20 protein-coding genes are annotated in these 21,861 nt (G+C 69.7%); 11 read left to right on the top strand and 9 right to left on the bottom strand.

Annotated elements, in window-relative coordinates:
- Nucleotides 1-88: 88 nt before the first annotated feature.
- Nucleotides 89-949 carry a TIGR03854 family LLM class F420-dependent oxidoreductase gene (locus D0D28_RS27865; RefSeq protein WP_240323381.1) on the top strand — a complete coding sequence of 287 codons (861 nt, stop codon included), beginning with the start codon at nt 89-91 and terminating at the stop codon, nt 947-949.
- A gap of 3 nt (nt 950-952) precedes the next feature.
- Here the strand turns inward: D0D28_RS27865 and D0D28_RS27860 are convergent, their stop codons facing one another.
- Complete coding sequence (locus tag D0D28_RS27860; protein WP_116113732.1) at nt 953-1,471, bottom strand: DUF3558 domain-containing protein; 519 nt, start codon at nt 1,469-1,471, stop codon at nt 953-955.
- Nucleotides 1,468-1,911 carry a hypothetical protein gene (locus tag D0D28_RS27855; protein ID WP_116113746.1) on the bottom strand — a complete coding sequence of 148 codons (444 nt, stop codon included), beginning with the start codon at nt 1,909-1,911 and terminating at the stop codon, nt 1,468-1,470. The genes D0D28_RS27860 and D0D28_RS27855 overlap by 4 nt, the downstream gene beginning before the upstream one ends.
- Nucleotides 1,912-2,036: 125 nt before the next feature.
- On the opposite strand from D0D28_RS27855, the gene D0D28_RS27850 reads away from it, so the two are divergent.
- The gene (locus tag D0D28_RS27850; protein ID WP_116113729.1) at nt 2,037-2,810 is read left to right on the top strand and encodes an enoyl-CoA hydratase-related protein; all 774 of its coding nucleotides are present in this window, start codon (nt 2,037-2,039) and stop codon (nt 2,808-2,810) included.
- Here the strand turns inward: D0D28_RS27850 and D0D28_RS27845 are convergent.
- From D0D28_RS27845 to D0D28_RS27835, 3 genes are read right to left on the bottom strand one after another with little or no spacing between them, the layout of a single operon-like run.
- Complete coding sequence (locus D0D28_RS27845; protein WP_116113726.1) at nt 2,807-3,163, bottom strand: barstar family protein; 357 nt, start codon at nt 3,161-3,163, stop codon at nt 2,807-2,809. The two genes, D0D28_RS27850 and D0D28_RS27845, sit on opposite strands and share 4 nt — an antisense overlap.
- Nucleotides 3,164-3,173: 10 nt before the next feature.
- Nucleotides 3,174-3,557, bottom strand: coding sequence for a ribonuclease domain-containing protein (locus D0D28_RS27840; protein ID WP_198958388.1), 384 nt, complete (start codon nt 3,555-3,557; stop codon nt 3,174-3,176).
- A gap of 10 nt (nt 3,558-3,567) precedes the next feature.
- Nucleotides 3,568-3,768, bottom strand: a complete 201-nt coding sequence (locus D0D28_RS27835) for a hypothetical protein (protein ID WP_094008778.1) — start codon at nt 3,766-3,768, stop codon at nt 3,568-3,570.
- Between the two features lie 44 nt (nt 3,769-3,812).
- Between D0D28_RS27835 and D0D28_RS27830 the strand changes: the two genes are divergently transcribed.
- The 4 genes from D0D28_RS27830 (at nt 3,813) to D0D28_RS27815 (ending at nt 8,117) form a co-directional block, all read left to right on the top strand.
- On the top strand, nt 3,813-4,778 hold the full coding sequence (locus tag D0D28_RS27830; RefSeq protein ID WP_116113723.1) for a quinone oxidoreductase family protein: 966 nt from the start codon (nt 3,813-3,815) through the stop codon (nt 4,776-4,778).
- A 103-nt stretch (nt 4,779-4,881) separates the two neighbouring features.
- Nucleotides 4,882-5,853 (top strand): alpha/beta fold hydrolase, encoded by a 972-nt coding sequence (locus D0D28_RS27825; protein WP_116113720.1) that lies wholly within the window; start codon nt 4,882-4,884, stop codon nt 5,851-5,853.
- Nucleotides 5,854-6,125: 272 nt separating this feature from the next.
- Entirely contained in the window at nt 6,126-6,599 is a 474-nt protein-coding gene (locus D0D28_RS27820) for a carboxymuconolactone decarboxylase family protein (protein ID WP_116113717.1), read from the top strand.
- Nucleotides 6,600-6,698: 99 nt separating this feature from the next.
- Nucleotides 6,699-8,117, top strand: a complete 1,419-nt coding sequence (locus D0D28_RS27815) for an amino acid permease (protein WP_094008774.1) — start codon at nt 6,699-6,701, stop codon at nt 8,115-8,117.
- Here the strand turns inward: D0D28_RS27815 and D0D28_RS27810 are convergent.
- Nucleotides 8,102-8,710, bottom strand: a complete 609-nt coding sequence (locus D0D28_RS27810; RefSeq protein WP_205413375.1) for a glycine-rich domain-containing protein — start codon at nt 8,708-8,710, stop codon at nt 8,102-8,104. The two genes, D0D28_RS27815 and D0D28_RS27810, sit on opposite strands and share 16 nt — an antisense overlap.
- 134 nt (nt 8,711-8,844) lie before the next feature.
- Here D0D28_RS27810 and D0D28_RS27805 point away from each other — a divergent pair, with 134 nt between their 5' ends.
- The 3 genes from D0D28_RS27805 to D0D28_RS27795 are packed head-to-tail and all read left to right on the top strand — an operon-like array spanning nt 8,845 to nt 10,738.
- A complete protein-coding gene (locus tag D0D28_RS27805) occupies nt 8,845-9,567 on the top strand; it encodes a DsbA family oxidoreductase (protein WP_094008772.1) in 723 nt (240 codons plus the stop codon).
- A complete protein-coding gene (locus D0D28_RS27800; protein WP_346009503.1) occupies nt 9,564-10,040 on the top strand; it encodes a TIGR03618 family F420-dependent PPOX class oxidoreductase in 477 nt (158 codons plus the stop codon). Before D0D28_RS27805 ends, D0D28_RS27800 begins: the two co-directional genes overlap by 4 nt.
- Nucleotides 10,037-10,738, top strand: a complete 702-nt coding sequence (locus tag D0D28_RS27795) for a DsbA family oxidoreductase (protein ID WP_116113715.1) — start codon at nt 10,037-10,039, stop codon at nt 10,736-10,738. The genes D0D28_RS27800 and D0D28_RS27795 overlap by 4 nt, the downstream gene beginning before the upstream one ends.
- Nucleotides 10,739-10,786: 48 nt before the next feature.
- On the opposite strand, the gene D0D28_RS27790 is transcribed toward D0D28_RS27795, so the two are convergent.
- Nucleotides 10,787-11,623: a helix-turn-helix domain-containing protein gene (locus tag D0D28_RS27790; protein ID WP_116113712.1), complete on the bottom strand. Its 837-nt coding sequence runs from the start codon at nt 11,621-11,623 to the stop codon at nt 10,787-10,789.
- 85 nt (nt 11,624-11,708) lie between these two features.
- Here D0D28_RS27790 and D0D28_RS27785 point away from each other — a divergent pair, with 85 nt between their 5' ends.
- Both D0D28_RS27785 and D0D28_RS27780 read left to right on the top strand, forming a co-directional pair.
- Nucleotides 11,709-12,389, top strand: coding sequence for a TetR/AcrR family transcriptional regulator (locus D0D28_RS27785; RefSeq protein WP_094008769.1), 681 nt, complete (start codon nt 11,709-11,711; stop codon nt 12,387-12,389).
- A 112-nt stretch (nt 12,390-12,501) separates the two neighbouring features.
- Entirely contained in the window at nt 12,502-13,629 is a 1,128-nt protein-coding gene (locus tag D0D28_RS27780) for an FAD-dependent oxidoreductase (protein ID WP_094008826.1), read from the top strand.
- Between the two features lie 16 nt (nt 13,630-13,645).
- Here the strand turns inward: D0D28_RS27780 and D0D28_RS27775 are convergent, their stop codons facing one another.
- Both D0D28_RS27775 and D0D28_RS27765 read right to left on the bottom strand, forming a co-directional pair.
- Nucleotides 13,646-14,056: a GNAT family N-acetyltransferase gene (locus D0D28_RS27775; protein ID WP_425266788.1), complete on the bottom strand. Its 411-nt coding sequence runs from the start codon at nt 14,054-14,056 to the stop codon at nt 13,646-13,648.
- Nucleotides 14,057-15,350: 1,294 nt separating this feature from the next.
- A complete protein-coding gene (locus tag D0D28_RS27765; protein ID WP_275895924.1) occupies nt 15,351-21,572 on the bottom strand; it encodes a PA14 domain-containing protein in 6,222 nt (2,073 codons plus the stop codon).
- Nucleotides 21,573-21,861 lie beyond the last annotated feature (289 nt).

Raw genomic sequence — 21,861 nt, 5'->3', positions numbered from 1 at the left:
GAGGGCACATGTTTTTTTCCAGGCAGAAGAGGGCAGAGGGGGTGCTAGGGAGTCTCGTGGGCTGAGGGATGTGTATAGGAGGCAGGGGGTGGGGCTCGGGGCGGACATGCCGCCCGCGCGGCTCCCGGCAGTGGTGGACCGTCTGGAGGCCGCCGGGGTGGACTCGGTGTGGTTCTCCGAGCAGGTGTACTCGGACGCGGTGGACCCGTTCGTCGGGATGGCGCACGCGCTGGCCCGCACGTCGCGGCTCAAGGCGGGCACGTCGGTGGCCGTGCTGCCCGGCCGGCACCCGGTGCTGGTGGCGAAGCAGATCGCGTCGCTGGCGGCGCTGGCGCCGAAGCGGGTGCTGCCGGTGTTCGGCCTGCGCCCGGCGCGCCGCAGCGAGTGGGACCTGTTCGAAGTCCCGGCCGGCGCGCGGGCCGGGGTGTTCGACGAGTCGCTGCGGCTGCTGCGCGCGGCGTTGTCCGGTGAGGGCGAGTTCGCGGGCGAGTTCTGGAAGCTGGCGGACGTGTCGCTGGGGCCGCGGCTGGAGCGCCCGGTGGACATCTGGCTGGGCGGTAGTGCTCCCGCGGCGTACCGCCGGATCGGCCAGTACGCCGACGGCTGGCTGGGAAGTTTCCTGTCCCCGGCCGAGGCGCGCCACGCCCGCGAGGCGATCGAGTCAGCGGCCGCCGCGGCGGGCCGCTCGATCGAGCCGGACCACTACGGAATGAGCCTGCTGCTCGCCGAAAACGGCCCGACGCCCGAACTGACCGCCGCGGTGCGCCAACGCCGCCCGGAGACCGACCCGGCGGAGGTGATCGCTTCGGACTGGCCAGCGCTGCACCGCCTGCTGGACGCCCACCTGGAGGCCGGCCTGACGAAGTTCGTGATCTACCACCAGGGCGGTTCGTCGTTCGAGGCTTTCCTGGACCGTTTCACGGAAGAGCTGCTGCCGCGGCAGAACTGACGCTCACCGCACCTTGGGCAACAGGGGTTCCAGCTTCTCGGCGAGGGCTTGAGCGTCCACGCAAGCCTGCGGATCGCGGGGTCCAGAAATCAGCGATACCTGCACCATGGCGCGGGCGTGTTCGCCGACTTCGATCACGATCGCACAACCACCCAAGGGAATCGGCGCCTGCAGCGCTTTGCGCCCGTTGACCGAGGTCTCCACCACGCCGTCGCTGGTCTCGGCGAACTCACGCAGACCCTGAACAGGGTCCAGCGCAAGCCCGTATGTGCCGAACTCGTGCTTCAGCACGTCGCACTCGTTGCGTCGACTGATGTTTTCGCCAGGACCGAACCCCTGACCGGCGGTCAGTTGCTCAAGGACCCGACAAGCGTTGAGACCGGCGAAGACGTCGGAGTTCGCAGTGCTTGAACTCGGCGCGGGTGATGCTGTGCCCGCCACCGTGGTGGTGCACCCAGTCGTAGCTGCAGCCAGACACACCATCGCCGCGGCGGCTTGGACGATTCGAACGTTGACGGTCACCGGTCCTGGTCCTTGAAGGTCTGGAGAGCCTGGGTCGCCGCCTCGTCCGAGGCGTCATACTTGCTGATCGCGATCTCGATAGCCACTCGAAGGTTATCCAGCATCTCCTGAGCTGCGAGGAACACCCGGACGAGCGACTGGTCGTCCGAATCCATCGCGGCGAGAAAATGCGCCGCTGCTCGTTGGGCGTACTCGTCATTGCCGAATTTGGGCGCGCGTTGCAGCCGGTCGATGCGCTGAGCGATCCTGCTCATCTCCTCCTGCATCTGCGTCACCGCTCGCCGGAGGTGGGTGCCTGTCTCCTCGTCCACCGCCCAGCGGCCGGCCTTCGCGTCGGCCAGCATGCGCTTTGCGTCCGCGTGCATCTTGTTCAGGTTGTCCTCGCCGCCGAACACACCGGCGATCTGCGCGGCACCCGACGTCGCACCACCCTCGGCCACGGCCACCCCTTCCCGATCGGTAGCACCGTAGCGTGCGGTCTCACGCGCTGTCACAGCTTCGCCCCGATGCGCAGCCGCTCACAACCAGGCGCCTCGGCAGCACCACCCCAACTATGGTGACCCCCGTGACTGATGAACTGGTGCATTACTCAGTGCGGAGTGGTGTCGCGACCATCACCCTCGACTCGCCGCACAACCGGAACGCCCTGTCCGCCCAGCTGCGCCGCGAGCTGTCCGGCTCGCTGGCCGAGGCCAACGACGACGACGCCGTCCGCGTGATCGTTCTCACCCACACGGGCAAGGTGTTCTGCGCCGGCATGGACCTCAAGGAGGCGCGCGGCGCCGGGGCCGGCGATCAGGGCGTCAACGAGTTCCCGCGGATCCTCGAGCAGATCTGGACCAGCCCGAAGCCGGTCGTCGCCAAGCTGGCTGGGGTCGCCCGCGCCGGTGGGGTCGGCGTGGTCGCCGCCGCGGACATCGTCGTCGCCACCACCGACGTCACCTTCGCGTTCTCCGAGGTCCGCATCGGCGTCGTGCCGGCCGTCATCTCGCTCACCGTGCTGCCCCGCGTCAACCCGCGCGCCGCGCAGGAACTCTTCCTCACCGGTGACGTGTTCGACGCCGCGCGCGCCGCCGAGATCGGCCTGATCAACAAGGCCGTCGACCCAGCCGACCTCGACGAGGCGACCGACCGCTACGTCCGTTCCCTCACCCTCGGCGGACCGGCCGCGCTCGCCGCCACCAAGGAACTCCTCGCGAGCCCGCGCCCGGCCACCCCGGCCGACGGCTTCCCGGACATGCTCGGGCTCTCCGCCCGGTTCTTCGCGAGCGAGGAGGGCCAGGAAGGCATCCGCGCCTTCGCCGAGAAGCGCAAGCCGAACTGGGTCCCGCAGGACTAGTCGTCGGTGAGGGCGACCGTCAGCCGGCGGCTGTCGGCGCGGTCGCCGCCCGGCGCCAGCGCGCGCTCGGCGTCCGACAGCACGCTGCGGATCGCCAGGTACGCCTTGGGATCGGCCTGCTTGAGCAGGTCCGACCCCGCCCACACCAGGACGTGCTCACCGTAGGGCAACCAGGACAAATCGGTCAGGCAGTCGTACAGCGCGTCCAGGTTGCGGCCGAACCAGTCCGGAAAGGACAACGCGGACGCGATGGCGTCGAGGGCGGACATCTTGTCCGCCGGCCGGCTGCCGATGAGGTGCGAGTAGGCGCCGCGGGCACGGGCCTGCTCGACGATCGTCTGGGAAGAGGACATGGGGTTCTCGCTACTTCGACGGGTCGACCTGGACGAAGGAAGCGTAGTGATCACCGGTGTAGTACAGCTCGGTCTGCGCCCCGGTGATCAGCCGCCGGGCCCCGCGGTCGGGGCTCCCGGGCGTGGGCACCGTGTATTCGTGGTAGTAACCGCTCTCCCTGGCGGGGAGCCGCTTTTCCCGGTTCTCGAACACGGTCCCGTCACTGCGGTACGGGAACGGCCCGCCCGCCTGGATGAGGCGCCACGTCTGGCCGGCTTCCGGGGGCAGGCTGGACAACGCGGTCAGCCCGGCCACGGGCTCGGTCGACGTGGTGGTTTCGCGCACGATCCACCCACCGAACACGAGCACGATGAGCCCGACGAGCGCGACGGTGATCCGCCTCCTGCTTGACACCAGCGACACCTTAGGACCGGCTCGAAACGTCCTCGTCGCGGCCCGGCCGCAACCACGCGGCCACCCGGTCGACGATCCGGTCGATCAGCCACGCCACCCCGACGCACAGCGGCGCCAGCACCGCGATGACCAGCAGGAACTGCAACGGGAACCACAGCTGCGCGAGCCACAGCTCCACGTTGTCCCACCAGGTGGCCAGGCCGTCGAACACCTGACCAGGGTACGCCAGCGCCCCCGGCGAGGTACGTTGCAGGCATGTTCGCCGTCTACGCTCGTGAACCGAACCCGGAAAACCCGCTCGACGCGCTGACCGTCGGCGAGCGGCCGGACCCCGAGGTGCCATCCGGCTGGGTGAAGGTCGCCGTCAAGGCCGCCAGCCTCAACATGCACGACATCTGGACCCTGCGCGGGGTCGGGATCAAGCCGGACCAGTTCCCGATGATCCTCGGCTGCGACGGGGCCGGCGTGCTGGAGGACGGCACCGAGGTCGTCCTGCACTCCGTGGTCAACGCGCCGGGCTGGCAGGGTGACGACACCCTCGACCCGAAGCGCACGCTGCTCACCGAGAAGCACCAGGGCACCTTCGCCGACTACGTGATCGTCCCGGCCCGCAACGCGGTGCCGAAGCCGGCCGGGTTGTCGTTCGCCGAGGCCGCCACGATGGGCACCGCGTGGCTGACCGCGTACCGGATGCTGTTCGTGAAGTCGGGCCTGCGTCCCGGGCAGACGATGCTCGTGCAGGGCGCCTCCGGTGGCGTGTCGACCGCGCTGATCCAGCTCGGCCGGGCCGCGGGTCTGCGGGTGTGGGTGACCGGCCGGTCCGAGGAGAAGCGGGCGCTGGCCGAGCAGCTCGGGGCGCACCAGACGTTCGAGACCGGCGCGCGGCTGCCCGAGCGGGTGGACGGCGTGTTCGAGACCGTCGGCAAGGCGACCTGGGGCCACTCGCTGAAGTCCCTGAAGCCGGGCGGGATCGTCGTGGTGTCCGGCTCGACCAGCGGGCCGGACCCGAGCGCGGACCTGCAGCGGGTGTTCTTCCTGCAGCTGCGGGTCGTCGGGTCCACCATGGGCACCCGCGACGAGCTGGAGGACATGCTCCGCTACCTCGACCTGACCGGCATCAGGCCGCAGATCGGGAAGGAGCTGCCGATGTCGGAGGCCGCCGAGGGCTTCCGGCTGATGCAGGAGGGTGCGACCGGGGGGAAGATCGTTTTCACCCGCTGAATCGCTCCGACCTGCGCAGACGCCTTGTTGACACGCTGCCGATACCGGTTTGTGACCCACGTCTACTGAGCGGAACCCGAGATTTCCTCGCTAATCTGGGTACATGACCGCAGTGCAGCGGGAAATCGAGGCGGCGCCGGGCTCACGGCTCGCCGGCCCGGAGGACATCCGGGCCGGCCACCGGAGTTTCGCCGGCGTGCGCACCAGGGTGCTGGAAGTGGGTCCCAAACCCAAGCGGGGCACCGGAAGACTCGTCCTGCTGCACGGCTACTGCGACAGTGCCGACACCTGGCGCCCGGCGCTGACCGAGCTGGCCGCCGCCGGCGTCCCCGCGGTCGCGGTCGATCTGGCCGGCTTCGGTGAAGCCGATCCCCTGCGCTCCGGCGCGATGCTCGCCCAGCTGGACGCGTTCGTCGCCGAGGTCGTGCGGTTCTACTCCGACCGCGGCAAGGTCGTGCTGGGCGGCAACTCGCTCGGCGGGACGATGAGCCTGCGCGCGGCCTGCCGCGACGAGCTGCCGATCGCCGGGGTGGTGTCCATCGCCGCGCCCGGGTTCGTCGACTCCTGGCTGGTCCGGACCGTCGGGAAGTACCCGCTGCCGTTGCGGCTGGCGGCGTCGCTGCCGTTGCCGGTGCCCGGGTTCGTGGTGCGGACCATCGCCGGGTTCGTGGTGCCGCGGCTGCTCTACGCCGACCGCGCGGCCGCCGACATCGCCCACGTCTCGCGGTTCACCGGGCTGTTCCCGGACTTCCGCTCGACGACCACTCGTCTGGACCAGGCCCGCCAGCTGGTCGCCGAGCTGGCCGAGGCCTACGACGGACTGGAGTCGATCAAGGTCCCGCTGCTGGTGGTCGCGTGCGGCAAGGACCGGCTGGTGAGCGCCGCCGCGGGCCGCCGGCTGCACGCACTGGTGCCGCACAGCCGGCTGATGCTGCGCGAGGAGTGGGGGCACTGCCCGCAGCTGGACGACCCGGTCGCGATCGCCGAGCTGCTGAGCTACTTCCGGGCCGGCGCGGTGCACAAGAAGTCGCGCCGCCGCGCGGCCGCGCTCACGCAGAAAGCCGCCGCGGGCTAGGGCGTGTCTGACAATGCGTTGGTCCAAGTGATGGGTTGGGACATCGGTGAATCCCCGGCCTGGCCCGGTGTGGTCCAGTCGCCACGGGAGCGGCCGATGTTCGTGGCGTGCTGATAGGCGCGGGCGATGGTGGAAACCACCGACACCGCGGCACGACCAGCAGCATCCCAACCAACCATCGCAATCTTCGTCAGAGCCGCCGGCCGGCTGTCACATCTCGTCGGGCTGTTCCGTCAGGGAAGTAGAAACCCCAACCGGAACAGGAGTTCATCGTGGACGCTCGGATCAACCTCTTCACCAACCCGACCGCCGGCAAGTTCGTCAAGCACCTCTTCGGGGCGGGCAAGGTGCTCGCCGAGTCCACACTGCCCGCGACCACGCAGGCACTGCTCACACTGCGCGCCAGCCAGATCAACGGGTGCGGCTACTGCACCGACATGCACTTCAAGGACGCGGTGGCGGCCGGCGAGGAGCCGACGCGACTCAACCTGGTGGCGGCCTGGCGCGAAGCCACCGTGTTCACCGAGGCCGAGCGCGCCGCCCTGGAGCTGACCGAAGAGGGCACCCGCATCGCCGACACGGCCGGTGGGGTCAGCGACGAGGTGTGGGCCAACGTGGCCAAGCACTACGACGAGGAGCAGCTCGCCGCGCTGGTCGCCGCCATCGCGCTCATCAACACGTGGAACCGCATCAACGTCATCATCCGCAACCCGGCCGGCGACTACCGGCCCGGCCAGTTCGCCTGACCCGGCGAACAGCCCCGGGACCTTTCGCAGGGTCCCGGGGCGGGCTCCTCCCTAGTACCGTGATCCGGTCATTACCCGGACGAGTGATTGGGGAGTGCGGTGGCCGTACACGAGCTGTTCCGGCGCAAACCCGTGGAACAGATCGAGGCCGTGGAGGGCGGCGGGCTCCAGAAGACCCTGGGCCTGTGGCAGCTGACCGCGATCGGCGTGGGCGGGATCATCGGCGCGGGCATCTTTTCGCTCGCGGGCGCGGTGGCGAACCAGACGGCCGGACCGGCCGTGCTGATTTCGTTCCTGGTGGCCGGGATCGCCAGCGCGGCGGCGGCGTTCTCCTACGCCGAGTTCGCCGGGCTGATCCCGCGCGCCGGATCGGCCTACACCTACGGTTACGCGGTGCTCGGTGAGCTGGTCGGCTGGCTCATCGGATGGGACCTGCTGCTGGAGTACACCGCGATCGTCGCCGTGGTCGCGATCGGTATCTCCGGCTACTTCAACGACCTGCTGGGTTTCCTGGACATCCACCTGCCACTGTGGATGTCCGGCGCGCCGGGCACCGAGCCGGAGGGCGTGGCCGCCGGTTCGTACAAGGTGAACCTGTTCGCGGTGCTGCTGTGCCTGCTGATCGCGTTCGTGCTGAACCAGGGCATGCGCTCGGCCGCGCGGTTCGAAACCCTGCTGGTGTACCTCAAGGTCGCGCTCGTGGTGCTGGTGGTCGTGGTCGGCGCGTTCCACATCAACACCGGCAACTGGTCGGACTTCTTCCCGTTCGGCGTCGGCGGCGCGTTCACCGGCGCGGCGACGGTGTTCTTCGCGGTGTTCGGCTACGACGCCATGTCCACCGCGGCCGAGGAGTCGCGCGACTCCCAGAAGCACATGCCGAAGGCGATCCTGTACTCGCTCGGGATCTCGATGGTGCTGTACGTGCTGGCGTGCCTGGTGCTGACCGGGATGGTGCCCTACACCGACATCGACTCGGAAGCCGCGTTCTCCAGCGCGTTCGAGTCGGTGGGGCTGCGCTGGCTCGGCGGGGTGATCGCGGTCGGCGCGATCCTCGGCATCCTGACCGTGTTGTTCACGTTCCTGCTGGGCGCGACGCGCGTCGGGTTCGCGATGAGCCGCGACGGGCTGCTGCCGAAGTGGTTCTCCGGCACGCACCCGGTGAAGAAGGTGCCGAGCCGGATGACGTGGGTCCTCGGCGTGGCGGCGGCGGTGATCGCCGGGCTGCTGCCGATCGGGGAAGCCGCGGAGCTGACCAACATCGGGATCCTGCTGGCGTTCGTGGTGGTGTGCGTGGCGGTCGTGGTGCTGCGGTACCGCCGTCCGGACCTGCCGCGCACGTTCCGCTGCCCATGGGTGCCGGTGGTGCCGGCGATCGGGGTGGCGTTCTCGATCTGGCTGATCACGTTCCTGCACCCGGAGACGTGGCTGCGGTTCGCGATCTGGTTCGCCATCGGGCTGGTGGTGTACTTCGCCTACAGCCGGCGGCATTCGAAGCTGGCGGATCACCACCAGAGGTAGACGTACCCGGGCGCCCCGGGCATGCCGGCGGCGCCACCGGCGCCGATCCCGCCCGGCGGCGCGCTCGGGATCACCCCCGCCGCGCCGGGCCGCTCCGCGGTGGCGTCGCTGCCGGGCGCGGCGAGGCCGGGCGAGGTGCCGCAGTCGGCGGTGCCTCCCCGGCCGGGCGCCTCGGCGGTCCCGGGCGCGCCACCACGGGCCACGACGAGCGCGGGGCTGCCGGCGACGCCCAGGCTGGAGTCGCTGCCCGGCGCCCCGGGAAGCCCGCCCACGCCGACGGTCACGGTGTACTCGGTGGCGGGGGTGACCGCGACGGAGCACCACGCCGCTCCCCCGCCACCACCCGCGGTACCCGGCGGTGGCGCTTCCGGTGACGGCGGCGCGTCCGGCGCTTCGGGGGTGCCCACGGGCGGTTTCGCGCCCCCACCGCCCGCGCCCCACAGGGCGACGAACACCGAGGTGACTCCCGCGGGCGCGGTGAACGTGCCGCTCACGGTAAAGGCCTGCTCCCCGTGCAGGGGTTCGGCCCCGGCCACCGGCGCGGCAGCCGTGATCAGGACAGCCGCCACGGCAACGGCTTTTCCGAACGCCATGCCCGAAAGGGTGCGCTCTCCAGCGCGGTCGCGCACTTCTTTCAGCCGATGGGGTGAGCTCGTCTGTCGGTAAAATACATGTGTGCGCACGCACGTATTTGAGGTACGCTGCGGCAGAACGGAAGGAGCACACGATGATCCCCTCGGTCGACGTCCCGCCCGGCGATCCGCGATTGCCCACCTCACCGGACGTGATCGTGGTCTATTCGGACCTGAACTGCTCGTTCGCCCACGTCGCCGTGCACCGGCTGCACGAGACGCGGGACCGGCTCGGTCTGACCGGCCGGGTGCGCTTCGACCACCGGGCCTTCCCGCTCGAACTGTTCAACCTCGGGGTCAACGAGCGGCCCGGGGTCGACTCGGAGGTCGCCGTGCTCGGTGCGCTGGAGCCGGACGCCGGGTGGCAGCTGTGGCAGGAGAAGGACTGGCGGTACCCGGTGACCATGCTTCCGGCGCTGGAGGCCGTGCAGGCCGCGAAGCACCAGGGCCTGCACGTTTCGGAGCAGCTCGACCGCGCGCTGCGGAAGGCGTTCTGGGCGCAGAGCCGGTGCATCTCTCTGCGCAACGTGATCCTGGACGTGGCGGCCGAGACCGGTGTGGTCGACGTGCCGGACCTGGCCGGACGGCTCGACCGGGGCGAGGCGCGCGCGGCGGTCATCGAGCAGTTCGAGTCGGCGCGCGACGACCGGGTCGTGTGCAGCCCCCACCTGTTCCTGGCCGACGGCACCAACGCGGCCAATCCCGGTGTCTCGGCGCGCTGGGTGAACGGTGACTTCGGCGTCGGCTTCCCGGTGATCGACTCCGACGAGCCGGACATCTACCGGACGCTGCTGGAGAAGGCGGCGAGCCTGGCGTGATCACCACCGCCGACGGCCTCCGGATGGTGGCCGAACTCGCCCGGCCGGAGCGCTGGCTCGCCGTGCTCGTGACCGCCCGGGCCGACGGGCGGCCCGGCGTCTCCGTGGTGAACGCGGGAATCCTGCCGCACCCGGTGACCGGCGAGACCGTGGTCGCGTTCGTGTCCCGCGGCCGCACCGCGAAGCTCGCCAACCTGCGCGAGCGTCCACACGCGACGCTGGTGTTCCGGTCCGGCTGGGAGTGGGTGTCGGTGTCCGGCCCGGTGGAACTGGCCGGCCCCGACGACGATCTGCCCGGCCTGCCGGACCCGCGCCTGCTGCTCCGCGACATCTACATCGCCGCCGGCGGGGTGCACCCGGACCTGGACGAATACGACCGCGCGATGGCCGAGGACCGCCGCACCGCGGTGCTCCTGCGGCCGGAACGCTTCACCACCAACCCACCTGGAACCGAGCACGAGGAACCGGAATGACCAACGCACCGTCCACCGTCCACCGTCCCGCGGCCGCCGCGGGCACCATCCAGGTCTGGTCGGACCTGCTCTGCCCGTTCGCGCACGTGGCCCTGCACCGCCTCCGGGTGGCCCGCGAGCGGCTGGGGCTGCAGGACCAGGTCCGGATCGACCACCACGCGTTCCCACTGGAACTGTTCAACGGTCCGCACCCGAGGCCGGGTACCGACAGCGAGGCCGTGGGTCTCGGCACGATCGAGCCGGCGGCCGGGTTCCGCCTGTGGACCGCGGCGGACTGGCTGTACCCGAACACCGTGCTGCTCGCCAACGAGGCGGTGGCCGCGGCCAAGGCGCAGGGGCTGGCGCCGGCCGAGGACCTGGACCGCGCGCTGCGACGGGCGTTCTGGGTGGACAACCGCACCATCGGCCATCGCACCGTCATCCTGGAGGTCGCCGCCGAGACCGGCACGGTCGACGTCGACGCGCTGACCGAGGCGCTCGACTCCGGCCGGCACCGCGCGGACGTGATGACCGACTACGCCATCGCGTGCACCGACGAGGTGACCGGCAGTCCGCACCTGTTCACGCCGGACGGTACCGGTGTGCACAACCCGGGCATCACCGTGCACTGGGAAGGCCCGTGGGCGTCCGGCTTCCCGGTCGTGGACGAGCACGACCCCGACTGGACCGAAACCCTGCTGAAGAAGGCCGCCGGGTAACGCCGGGGCCCGGGCCGGGAGGGCGCGAGCCGCGAGTCTTCGTATCGATCAGGAAGCCGACCGGGCGGGCAGGGCGGCGGAGGCGAGCAACGCGAGCTTCTCGGCGTCGCTGCTCCCGGCGTCGGCGTGGTACACCACGAGCATCATCCCCTCGGTGCCGGTGGTGACCTCGAGCTTTTCCCGGTACAGCACAAGACGGCCGACCTGCGGGTGGTCGAAGCGCATCATCGCGCCCTGCCGCGGCTGCACGTCGTGCCGCGCCCAGAGCTGCCGGAAGCGGGGGCTGGCGAGGGACAGCTCACCGACCAGCTCGACGAAGCGGGGGTCGTCGATGTCGGTGCCGACCGACTGGCGGAAGCCCGCGATCAGCGCTTCGGTGGCGGCCTCCCAGTCGGGGAAGAGGTCGCGCTCGCCCGGGTCGAGGAACACGTCACGCAGCCGGTTGGCGCCCGGGGTGAGGCGCGGCGAGAGCGCCGTGGCCAGGGCGTTGGCGGCGAGGACGTCCAGGTAGCGCCCCTCCACGAACGCCGGCAGCGGGAGCGTCCCGAGGAGCTGGACGATGCTGGGCGGCACGAACTCCTGCCGCGGCCGCCGCTTGCGCCGGGGCCGGTCGGCGGCGAGCCCGACCAGGTAGGCGGTCATCTCGTCGTCGAGCTGGAGCGCCCGGGCGATCGATTCGAGGACCTGCACCGACGGTTTGCGGTCGCGGCCCTGTTCGAGGCGCAGGTAGTAGTCGGCGCTGATGCCGGCCAGCATCGCGACCTCCTCGCGGCGCAGGCCGGGCACCCGGCGCACGCCGTGGACGGGGAGCCCGGCCTGTTCGGGGGTGACGAGTTCGCGGCGGGCGCGGAGGTAGTCGCCCAGCAGGTTCCGATCGTCGGCCACGTTCCCACGGTAAGCCGCCGGGCGGGGACCGTGCCTGGTCCTGTCATCCCCAGTCGGGCACGAACACGTTCGTTACCATCGCCGGATGTCCACCAGCCCGGAACCGGTCAGCCGTCGTGATCGTCCCGCCAAACCCGCGCTCAGCCGGCGCTGGATCATCGACACCGCGGTGCGGATCATGCGCTCCGAGGGGCTGGAGAAGGTGACCATGCGCCGCCTGGCGAAGGAGCTGGACACCGGCCCGGCCTCGCTGTACGTCTACGTCGCCAACACCGCCGAACTGCACGCGGCCGTGCTCGACGCGCAGCTCGGCCAGGTCGACCTGGCCGCCGAGACCGCCGGGCCCGGCTGGCGGGACCAGCTCGTCGCCGTGCTCACCTCCTACACCCTCGTCCTGTTCGAGCACCCGCAGCTCGCCCGCTCGGCTCTCGTGGCCCGCCCGAACGGCCCGAACTACCTCGCCCTCCTCGAGCGCGTCCTGCAACTCCTCGCCCGCAGCGGCGCGCCCCGGCAGCAGGTCGCCTGGGGAGTCGACAACCTGCTCCAGTACGCCACAGCCACCGCCGCGGAGCACGCGACGCAGGAGCAGGACCCGAACGCCGAGCGCGACTGGCATGCGCTCAGCCGGGCCGTGCACGAAGTGGACGAGAGCACCCACCCGGCGATCAAGGCGCACCTGCCCGAGCTGCTCACCGGTGCGGAAGACCGTCTGACCTGGGGTTTCCACGTGCTGATCAACGGGATCACGCACACCCCGCTCCCGTAGCGGCCTCGCGCCGCCGCCTCCCTCGCCACGCTTCACCTTTGCCGAACTCGTTCGTGACGAACATGTTCGCTACGCTGGACGTGTCGCCGCACCCGAGGCATTGGAGAAGGCCGTGAGCAGCCACCACCCCATCGCGATCATCGGTGCAGGTCTGGGCGGTCTCACCGCCGCCAGGGTCCTGCACGTCCACGGCATCGAGGCAGCCGTGTTCGAACTGGAGACGTCAGCGAGGGCACGCACCCAGGGCGGAATGCTCGACATCCACGAGGAGAGCGGGCAGGACGCGCTGCGGGCGGCGGGCCTCCACGACGAGTTCCGCAAGATCATCCACGAGGGTGGCCAGGCCCTGCGCCTGGCCGGCCCGGACGGCACCGTCCACGTGTCCCACCCGGACGACGGCACCGGCGCGCGGCCCGAGGTGGACCGCGGCGACCTGCGTGACCTGCTCCTCGGCTCACTGCCGGACGGCACGGTCCACTGGGGCCGCAAGGTCACCGCGGCCCGCGCGCTGGACGGCGGACGCCATGAAGTGACCTTCGCCGACGGCTCCGCCACCACCACCGATCTCCTCATCGGCGCCGACGGGGCCTGGTCGCGGATCCGGCCCCTGGTCTCGGCCGCCGAGCCCGCCTACACCGGCATCTCGTTCGTGGAGACCGACCTGCTGGACGCCGACAGCCGTCACCCGCGCAGCGCCGCCGTCGTCGGCGGCGGGCTGTTCCTCGGGCTCGGCGACGAGCGGGGTTTCCTCGCCCACCGCGAGACCGACGGCAGCCTGCACGTCTACGCCGCGGTCAAGGCCGGCGAGGACTGGCTGGACACCATCGACTTCACCGATCCCGCGGCGGCCAAGGCCGCGGTGCTGTCCCGGTTCGACGGCTGGGACGAGGGCCTGCGCGGCCTGATCGCCGACGCGGACACCATCGCGCCGCGCCGCATCCACGCGCTGCCGGTCGGGCACCGCTGGGACCGCGTCCCGGGCGTGACCCTGCTCGGCGACGCCGCCCACCTGATGTCGCCGTTCGCCGGGGAGGGCGCGAACCAAGCCATGCTGGACGGCGCCGAACTGGCGCTGGCGATCGCCGCCGACCGCGGTGACGCCGAGAAGGCGCTGACCGCCTACGAGGAGGCGCTGTTCCCGCGCAGCGCGGCCATCGCCGCCGAATCGGCCGCCAGCCTGGAAACCCTGTTCGGCGGGCGCGGACTGGAGGAGATGATCGCGTTCTTCACCGCGCGGTGACCCCGTCCCGCCCGGGTCAGCCTTCCGCGGCCAGGTGGATCAGCCCGGCGTCGGTGGGGCGGAAGCCGCAGGCGTCGAAGTAGAAGCGGCGCAGCTCCGGCCGGAAGTCGACGTGCAGCCACTCGCAGCCCGCCGCCCGTGCCTGCTCCGCCGCCAGGCGGACGACCGCGGTGCCGATCCCGCGGTGCTGGTGCGAGCCGCGAGTCTTCGTGTCGATCAGGAAGGCGTGGTCGCCACCGTCCCACGCCACGTTCACGAAGCCGACCAGGACCCCGTCAGCGTCACGGGCACCCACCCAGCCGAGGCTGTGCTGCCGGACCTGGCTCCACCAGCCGGGAACGGAGTTGCCGCCGTGCGACCGGACGAGGTCGACCATCTCGTCGTCGGTGATGGTGTCCCGCCAGACGCACGAGATCTGTTCGCTCACTCCGCAGCATCTCCCCCGAAACCAACGGCCTGCCGGCGACTCCGCCGGCAGGCCGTGTGAGTGGGCGATACTGGGATCGAACCAGTGACCTCTTCGGTGTGAACTATGTCCGCGATACCGCGCTGACCTGCAAAAACACGACTCCTGCAGGTCAGCGCGGAGCGTTCAGGGCTGTTGGGCCTCGTTCCGGACGGTTCAGCGCGCGGTCCTGCTCCCATCTTGCTCCCCACGGTGCTCCCCGTCTGGGCATCGAACACCACAACCACCTCACCCAATTAACCGAAGAAGATGCTCGATAGGCCTCGCCGGCAACGTGACCCTCGGTGATCAGGGGGCAGAACCAGGACCGCGGAGCTACTCAGCAAGCCTCGGCACCCCACCAATTGCCCACATGGGACAGCCGCAACGGTCCCAGCCCAACCCGCCGCCACGACAACGCGAGTAGGCACGGCGCTCCAAGGTTCACTCCTCGTCGGCCGCCAGTTGAGGTCATACACACTCACACGACCCCCACACTGCCAGTGTGGTGCACTAACCCGCCTGACCTGCGACTTTGGAGAAACCGCAGGTCAACTGGGGCAGTCTGGGGCAGTTCAGTGACGTTCGATACCGATGAACGCGGCTGTAAGCGGGGCCATGCCCCAGCTTTGCCCCAGGGGCAGGCAGCATGAACCGGGACGCAGCTGACGATTGGGTCCAGCTACACCCCGAGGTGACTGGTTGAACTGCTCCCCATCGAGAGGCTGTACTAGCCCCGAACGGGGCCGCAACGGTACGACGAGTTCAACCGGCACGTCTTCGGGCTTGCAAAGACGGTCAGTCGGGGAGGCGGCGAAGGATCAGCGAAGGCAAGTCGACCGCGCCGAGAACATCTCCGCTTGGTGGCTAGCGGGCCCTGACACGTATCAGCCGACAACCAGCGCGACAGCAGCTCGGGCATCTCAATCTGCGGTGCGCAGTTGGACGGGACTTAAGCTCCTACTAGCACGTTGCTGCACACGAGGCTGTCCAGCGTGGAGAAAGGTTCCCGATCGACACGCGTGGCGGCCGTCGTCTGCACCTGAGCCAGACAACGGCCGCCACTACAACCACGTTGCCTATTTCCTACCGCGTATCCGGTCCCACATCTTGACCACCAGCCCGAGGCCAAGCAGAACTGCGCACCCGATGGTCGCGAAGATCACAGCGAAGATCGGATTGTGCAACACGAAGGGAAGGGCTACTCCGAAGGGCACGAGCCAGCAGGTCGCGACGACGAGGACGATGTCGCGAAGGTGTTCGCGGCTGATCCGTTTCAGCGGATCCTCCAATTGTGTCGCGTGCGCAGTAGGGCTCGGGAAACGCGAATATGGCGTGCGACTGCTCGCATGTTCCCTCTGGAGCGCACGAACCGCTTCCCTAGTGCCCCGAATGATAGACCAGCCCGCGCCCCCACAGCGCCCCGGAATCCGGAGAGAGCGCCCTTGGCCATCCAGCCAATCACCCGGCGGCGCGTGATGGGTTCGTGTCGTAGTTGCGCGACTGCGGCGTGGCCTGCGCCGCTGGCGGCAGCACCGATGACTGCTCCCGCGATGGCGACACAACCAAAACCTGCGGTGCCAGCACAGACGGCCGCCGCTCCGACGGTCGCCACGATTGGAACGGCGAACGACACGATTTGGTGAGCGTGAGCGCGAGCGAAGTTTCCTACCGCCTTCGCGGCGGAGCTGAGCCAGGACCACCACAAGCCGTCGAGGTCCGTCTTGTTGATGGGGTCGCCAGTGACGTAGTCGTAATCGTTAGCCGAACCACCTTCCTGCGGATCGATGGACAGGAATCGGCCGAGCTGCGGGCTGTACGGGCGAGCACCCATCTGGACAATGGCAAGCCCCTGAGCGTGCTCGTACGGGCGTTCGTGCTCGCCGAGCCAGCCGTAGTCCATCGAGCCGGGTGAGTTGTCCGGCACGTTCTGCGGGTCGACGGCCCCGGCAGCCGTCAACGGCTGGCCGTAGGGGTCGTAGGTACGCAAGTCGCCGACCTGGTGACCGGCCGCGTCGGTGGTCAGGACCAGGTCGCCACGGATGGTCGGGTGGTCGTACGTCGGCGTGAAGGCCCCACCATTGCTGACCTTGCTGGTGAACAGCACGCCGCCCGGCAGAGTGAGAGTGAGCGAGGTCAGCCGGTTGTCGCCGTCCAGGGTGAGGTCGGCAGTATCGCTGTCACCCGTGTAGCCGTAGCGCGTGACGGTGTTGTTGTCACAGTTGAGCGGGTCGCGGCGGATGATTCGGTTGGCCGCGTCACGGGTGTAGACGACGTCAGCGTTCAGTGCGAGGTTAGGGCTCACCATTCGGGCGCTGATGTTGCGGTCGGAGCCGTCCCACTTCAGCGTGGTGACGGTGCCGTCCGCGGCGGTCCAGCTGGTGGTGTTGCCGTCGGCGTCGTAGGCGACCTTGGTCAGCGCGGTGGCGCCTTCGGTGGCCAGGAGCCGGTCGGCGGCGTCGTAGCAGTAGCGGGTCTCGGCGGTGCCGGATGCGGTTTGGTCGAGCAGCCGCATGCGGTTGGTGTTGAGGCCGGCGTTGGCCTGGGTGCCCGTCGGGCAGGTCGCCGAGGCGGTCGAGGTGTAGTCGTAGGTGTAGTGGTGCCCGGCGACGTAGGCCTCAGTCAGGCGTCCGACGCCGTCGTAGATGTAGTTGGGTGCATTCGGTCTGGCATCCACGCCGACGAGGGATTCGTCGATGATCGTGCCGGCTGAGGTGCGGCCGACCTGGCTGACGATGTCCTTTCCGTCGCTGGTCTTCCAGCCCAGGCTGGTGAGCCGGGCGGCGTAGTCCTTCGTCACCGTGGCGAGTGAGGTGCCGTTGCCATAGGCGACGGTGGCCAGTTCGCCAGCGTTGTCGTAGGTGACCGTGGCTACGGTGGCGCTGTCCAGCTTCTGGGTGAGCACCCGTCCGGCGTCGTCGTAGGTGAACGACAACGTCCTGGGCGCGTCGGCCGCGTTCGGCGGTGTGATGGTGCTCGAGGTGGCGCGCCCGACCTGGTCGTAGGTGGTCGTGGTGCGCACGCCGTTGGCGTCGGTGTAGGCGACATCGCGGCCGAGCAGGTCCACGGTCGTGGTGATGGTGCCCTTGTCGTCCGACACCGACGTGGTGAGCGGGTCGCCGCCGACGGCGTAGTTGTGCGTCACCGTGCGTGCGGGGGCGTCGGCCGAGGCGGGGACGCGCTCTTCCAGCGGCCGGTCGCGGACGTCGTAGGTGGTGCAGGTCCAGGCGCCGCCGGTGGCTTCGGCGATCACCCGCCCGGAGGCGTCGTAGACCTGCTCGTCGACCCGGGCGGGACCGGATGCCGGGGTGGTGGAGGTGGTCAGCTTGGGCATGCCGCCCTGGTTGACCGCGGGGCTGCCCGCGACGCAGGGGTTGGCCCGGGTCTCGGTGTCGCCGTAGTAGGTGTAGGCGGTCTTGGCGCCGGTGGCCATCGTCTTGCTGGTCTTGCGCAGATAGCCAGTGCCCGGTGCCTCGTAGCTGACCGACCCGGCGATCTTGAGGCCGCCCGGGTTGCCCTGGCCGGACGACGCCAGCCCGTAGACCGGGTCGAGACCGTTTTCGTCGAAGCGGGTGGTGCCGACCTTGTCCTGGACGCCGTCGGACTCGCTGGCGGTGGTGGAGGTGGTCAGGCCGTAGCGCGGCTTGAGCTGGGTGCCCGGCACGGCCTCCTGCACGCCGGACGGGGTGGTCCAGTGCAGCTCGAGTTGCGCGGTCAGGTCGTACTCGTAGTAGTCGACCCGGATCCGCTTGGCTGCGCCAGGGACGTCGTTGTGGACGACGCCGGTGCGCCATGCGGGGGTGGTGTTGCGCCAGTCGTCGATGACGATCTGGTCGTCGATCCACACCCGCACGCCGTCGTCGGCGAGCACGCGGAGCGTGTAGTCACCGGCGGCGGGGAACACGATGTCGCCGGTGGCGCGCAAGGAGAAGTGGTCCGCGGGGATGCCCGTGGTCGGGGCGTCGTTGTTCCAGTTCTTCACCAGCTGCCCGCCGGGGCTGCCAATACCCGTGGTGTAGACCTTGGGCGCGGCGGAGAGGCTGTCGTTGTCGTAGTAGGCCACCGACAGGCCGTTGATGCCCTCGTCGTAGCCGGTGTGGCCGTGGGACATACCGGCGCAGGTGCCGTTGGGCAGCTGTCCGGTGAAGCACGACGCGGGCGCCGGGCCGTAGGAGTCGGTGGCCCGGTCGGCGTAGTCGTAGACCGTGGTCGACTTCCGGCCCGCCGGGTCGGTGGTGGACAGCGGCAGGTCCTTGACGCTCCACTCCTGGGTCGAGGTCTTGCCCGCGGCGTCGGTGGTGGACAGGGTGCGGTCGGCCTCGTCGTAGGTGACCTTGCTGGCGAAGCCGATCGCCGGATTCAGCCCCGCGGTGTCGGTGAAGGTCTGGCGGTTGGCGGGGTCGTACCGGTAGGACGTCTCCGGCCGCGGCTGCCCCGGTGCGGGCTGCGGTTCGGTGACCTTGACCGCCTTCGGCTTGCCCGAGGTCTTGTCGTAGTCGATCTTGGTCATGACGTCGAAGTTGGTGTACCGGGTGGCCGGGTCGACGGCCACCCAGTCGTTGACCAGCGGCGAGCGCTGGTAGGTCAGCAGGCCGTCGGCGTCGTAGCCGAAGTCGGTGTCCGCCGAGCCCGGGTCCTCGATCCGGGCGAGCCGGCCGTTGGAGTACCAGATCAGGGTTTCGGTGCCGTCCCAGTACGAGATCCGGCACAGCATCTGCGAGGGCGCGACCGCGTCGGCCCCGACCGGCGGGGTGAGGCCGTGGTAGCAGTCGTCACCGCTGCGGTTGTAGTGCAGCACGTGCGCCCGTCCGGAGACCGGGTCCTTGATCTGCACCAGGCGGGACGGCGTGCCGTCGTAGATGTTCTGCAGGGCAGCGGGTTTGCGTGAATCGATTGAGGAGGCTTGGGTGTCGAGTTTGCCGTCGGAACGGAAGGTGAACACGTCACCGCCGTCGCTCAAGGTGACCCGGCCGGCGTTGTCCAGCGCCAGCACGCCGTCCTCGCCAGTGGGCGGGGTGTAGCCGCCGGTGGACTTCTTGGTCCAGGTGTGCTTGGCGCCGGTGGCGTCGGTGAGCACGATGTTCTGGTCGGTGACCTTGGCCTCGGTGTAGCTCGAGCCGTCACCGTCGAGGTCGGCCGACATCGTCCAGCCCTTGGGCAGAGCCGGCAGGTCGGAGGTGGACAGCCAGTCGGCCGGCACGATCTGCGGCGGCACCGTGGTGTTGTCATCGGTGCGCGTGAACAGCCGCATCCTCGCGAGACCGACGCCCTCGGCGAGCTCGATCTTGAGCGGCAGGCGCTGTCCGGCGGTCATCGCCACGCCGGTGGACTGGGTCCAGTTGACGTCGCTGACGCCGGTGACGTCGTAGACCTTGCTGCCGTTGAGCCAGATCACGGCGCCGTCGTCGTGCACGGCGGCGAACTGGTAGGTCCCATTCGCCGGGGCCTGGAAGTAGCCCTCCCACCGCACGACGAACCAGTCCGGCGCCAGCGCCGGGGCGAACGGCGACGCGTCGCCCCAGTCGACGTTGACCTGCGGTTCGGTGCGCACCAGCACCGGCTGCTGGGCGTCGTTGATCAGCCCGTTGTGGGACAGGTCGGCGTAGTACGAGGCGCGCAGGCCTTTGGACTCGGTCTGCTGCGAGTTGTAGGTGAAGCTGATGCCGGCATTACCGCCGACGGTGTTGAAGGTCGGGGTCTGCTCGGCGGTGGAGACGTTGCCGTTGGCAAGATTGACGGTGACCGGCCCGGCCTCGTCCGTCGGCGAAGGGCCATGGTCGCCGATGCGCTGGTCGATCTTGAAGTGGCCGACCCAGGTCGGCGTGATCGTGGTGCTGCCGCTGTAGGTCATCGCCTGCCAGGTGTAGGCGACGCCGTCCTGCAACACCCCGGCCGGGACCGTCCAGGTCGGGGTGGACAGGCAACCGGAGTCCACGACCACGCCCGACTTGGCGTCGGCGCCGGTGGCCACGCGGAAGCAGTAGGTGACCGGGTCACCGTCGGGATCGGTCACCGGTTTGACCGCAAGAGTGGGGGTGAGCGAGGTCGAGACCGTGCCGTCGGCCGGGCTCACCAGAGTCGCCGCCGGGGCGGGGGTTCCGGTGTCGACGATGAGGGTGGCGTTGAGGTTCTTGTAGGTCCAGATGCCGGCGTTCTCGGCGCCGATCATCATGAAGAACACCGAGCCGTCGCGGGCGTTGACCCGGTCGCGGATGAAGCCGGTCAGGCCCTCGCCGGAGAAGCTGCCGACGTCGCCCACCAGCGCACTGGCCATGTAGCCGCCGACGCCGTTGAAGTTGAAGCCGGAGGCGTGGTAGAGGTTCGCGTTCCAGGTCTTCACCGAGCCGACGACGCTCGTGTTGCGGGAGAGGTCCATGCGCGCGCCGACCACGGTCTTGCCGAACAGCGGTGTGTAGTCGACGTGGAAGACGCTGCGGTTGTAGGTGTCGCCGTTGGCCTGGCTGTTGCCGATGCGCAGACCGCAGGCGTCACAGTTGTAGCCGTCGGAGCGGTAGGCGTGGCTTTCGGTGACGCCGTAGGTGAAGGTCGGGTCGATGGAGACCGGGTAGACGCGCTTGGGGTCGTTGAGCCAGGCGGGATCGACGGCGACGGTGAGCCACCAGTCGGCGCCCGCGCGCTCGAGGTGATAGGTGCCGCCGGTCATGGCCGGGGCGGTCTCGCCGTTGCCGGCCGAGTCCCAGGTCTCGATCGGCGGCAGCACGATCTTCGCGGTGCCGCTCTCGTCGGCGAGGGTGATGGCGCCGTTGCGCTCCAGGCGCGGGGTCAGTCCGCCGGTGTTCAGCTTGAACCGCCACGACGAGCGGCCATCGGCCGGCGGGCGCTTGAGCTTGATGGTCTCCTTCACCGCGCCGGGCGTGACCTCGTAGTCGAGGTCCGTGCCGGGCGCGACCTCGGGATAGGTGACCGAGTCGCCCTGCACCTGCGCCTGCGCGGGCGCAGCCTGGTCCAGAGCCAGGCTGGCGGTCTTGCCACCGGACTCGACCTGCAGCACGGCCGGGTCGCTGGCGGTGGTCGCCAGCGACGGGCTCAGCGGATGGTCGTCCGCGTCCGCACGGTGGGTCGCGGCGTCGCGCGAGAGCGCGGTGTCGACCGGCTGCCAGGCACCGGTCTCGTCCTGCACGTTCAGCGGCTGGTTGGACTGCTGGATGGAGTGGGTGCCGTCCGGGTTGAGGTACTCAGTGACGAACATCGACCGCGAGATCGGTGTGGACCGCTGCGGGTCGAAATGGCTTCCCGCTCCCCCGTCGTGACGTGACTGGGCGGCGAAGTTCGCCGTGGAGGGAGCATCCGGGGCGTCGGGAGCCGCCGGCGCCGACGCCACCAGCGGAACCTCACGCGGATCGACCGGCGTCGGCGCCGCCGCACTCGCCGGCGTCGGCGAGATTTCGACACCCCACACAACCAGGGTGCAGATCAAGATGAACTGGACAAATCTTACCCAGCGATTCTTGCTGACATTTCGGGACAGCGAGAACAAAGCCAGTACCTCCCCTAAGCGGCACGACGACCCCTCGACGCGCCGACCGGACCGCGGCGCCCACGACACCACGGCGACACGCAGATCCGTTGCCTCGCAGCAGCTCCGCGCCGGACGGAAGGTTCAGACCCGCCGTCCAGTTCTCAGCATCGCTTAAGGAAGGCGTTCTCGTTACAGGACGAATTGAGGCATGGATCACCATTGCCAAGAAGAGCAGGTGGAGCTATGAGCACAGACCGCAATAGGCCATCAGGGCGATGACAAAAGGGACGAAATAGCGCTTTCCATC

Source organism: Amycolatopsis ruanii (genome assembly GCF_003385175.1).
Lineage (GTDB): Bacteria > Actinomycetota > Actinomycetes > Mycobacteriales > Pseudonocardiaceae > Amycolatopsis_E > Amycolatopsis_E thermalba.
Note: the sequence above shows the minus strand (reverse complement) of the source record. Positions and strands in the feature narration are given on the sequence as shown.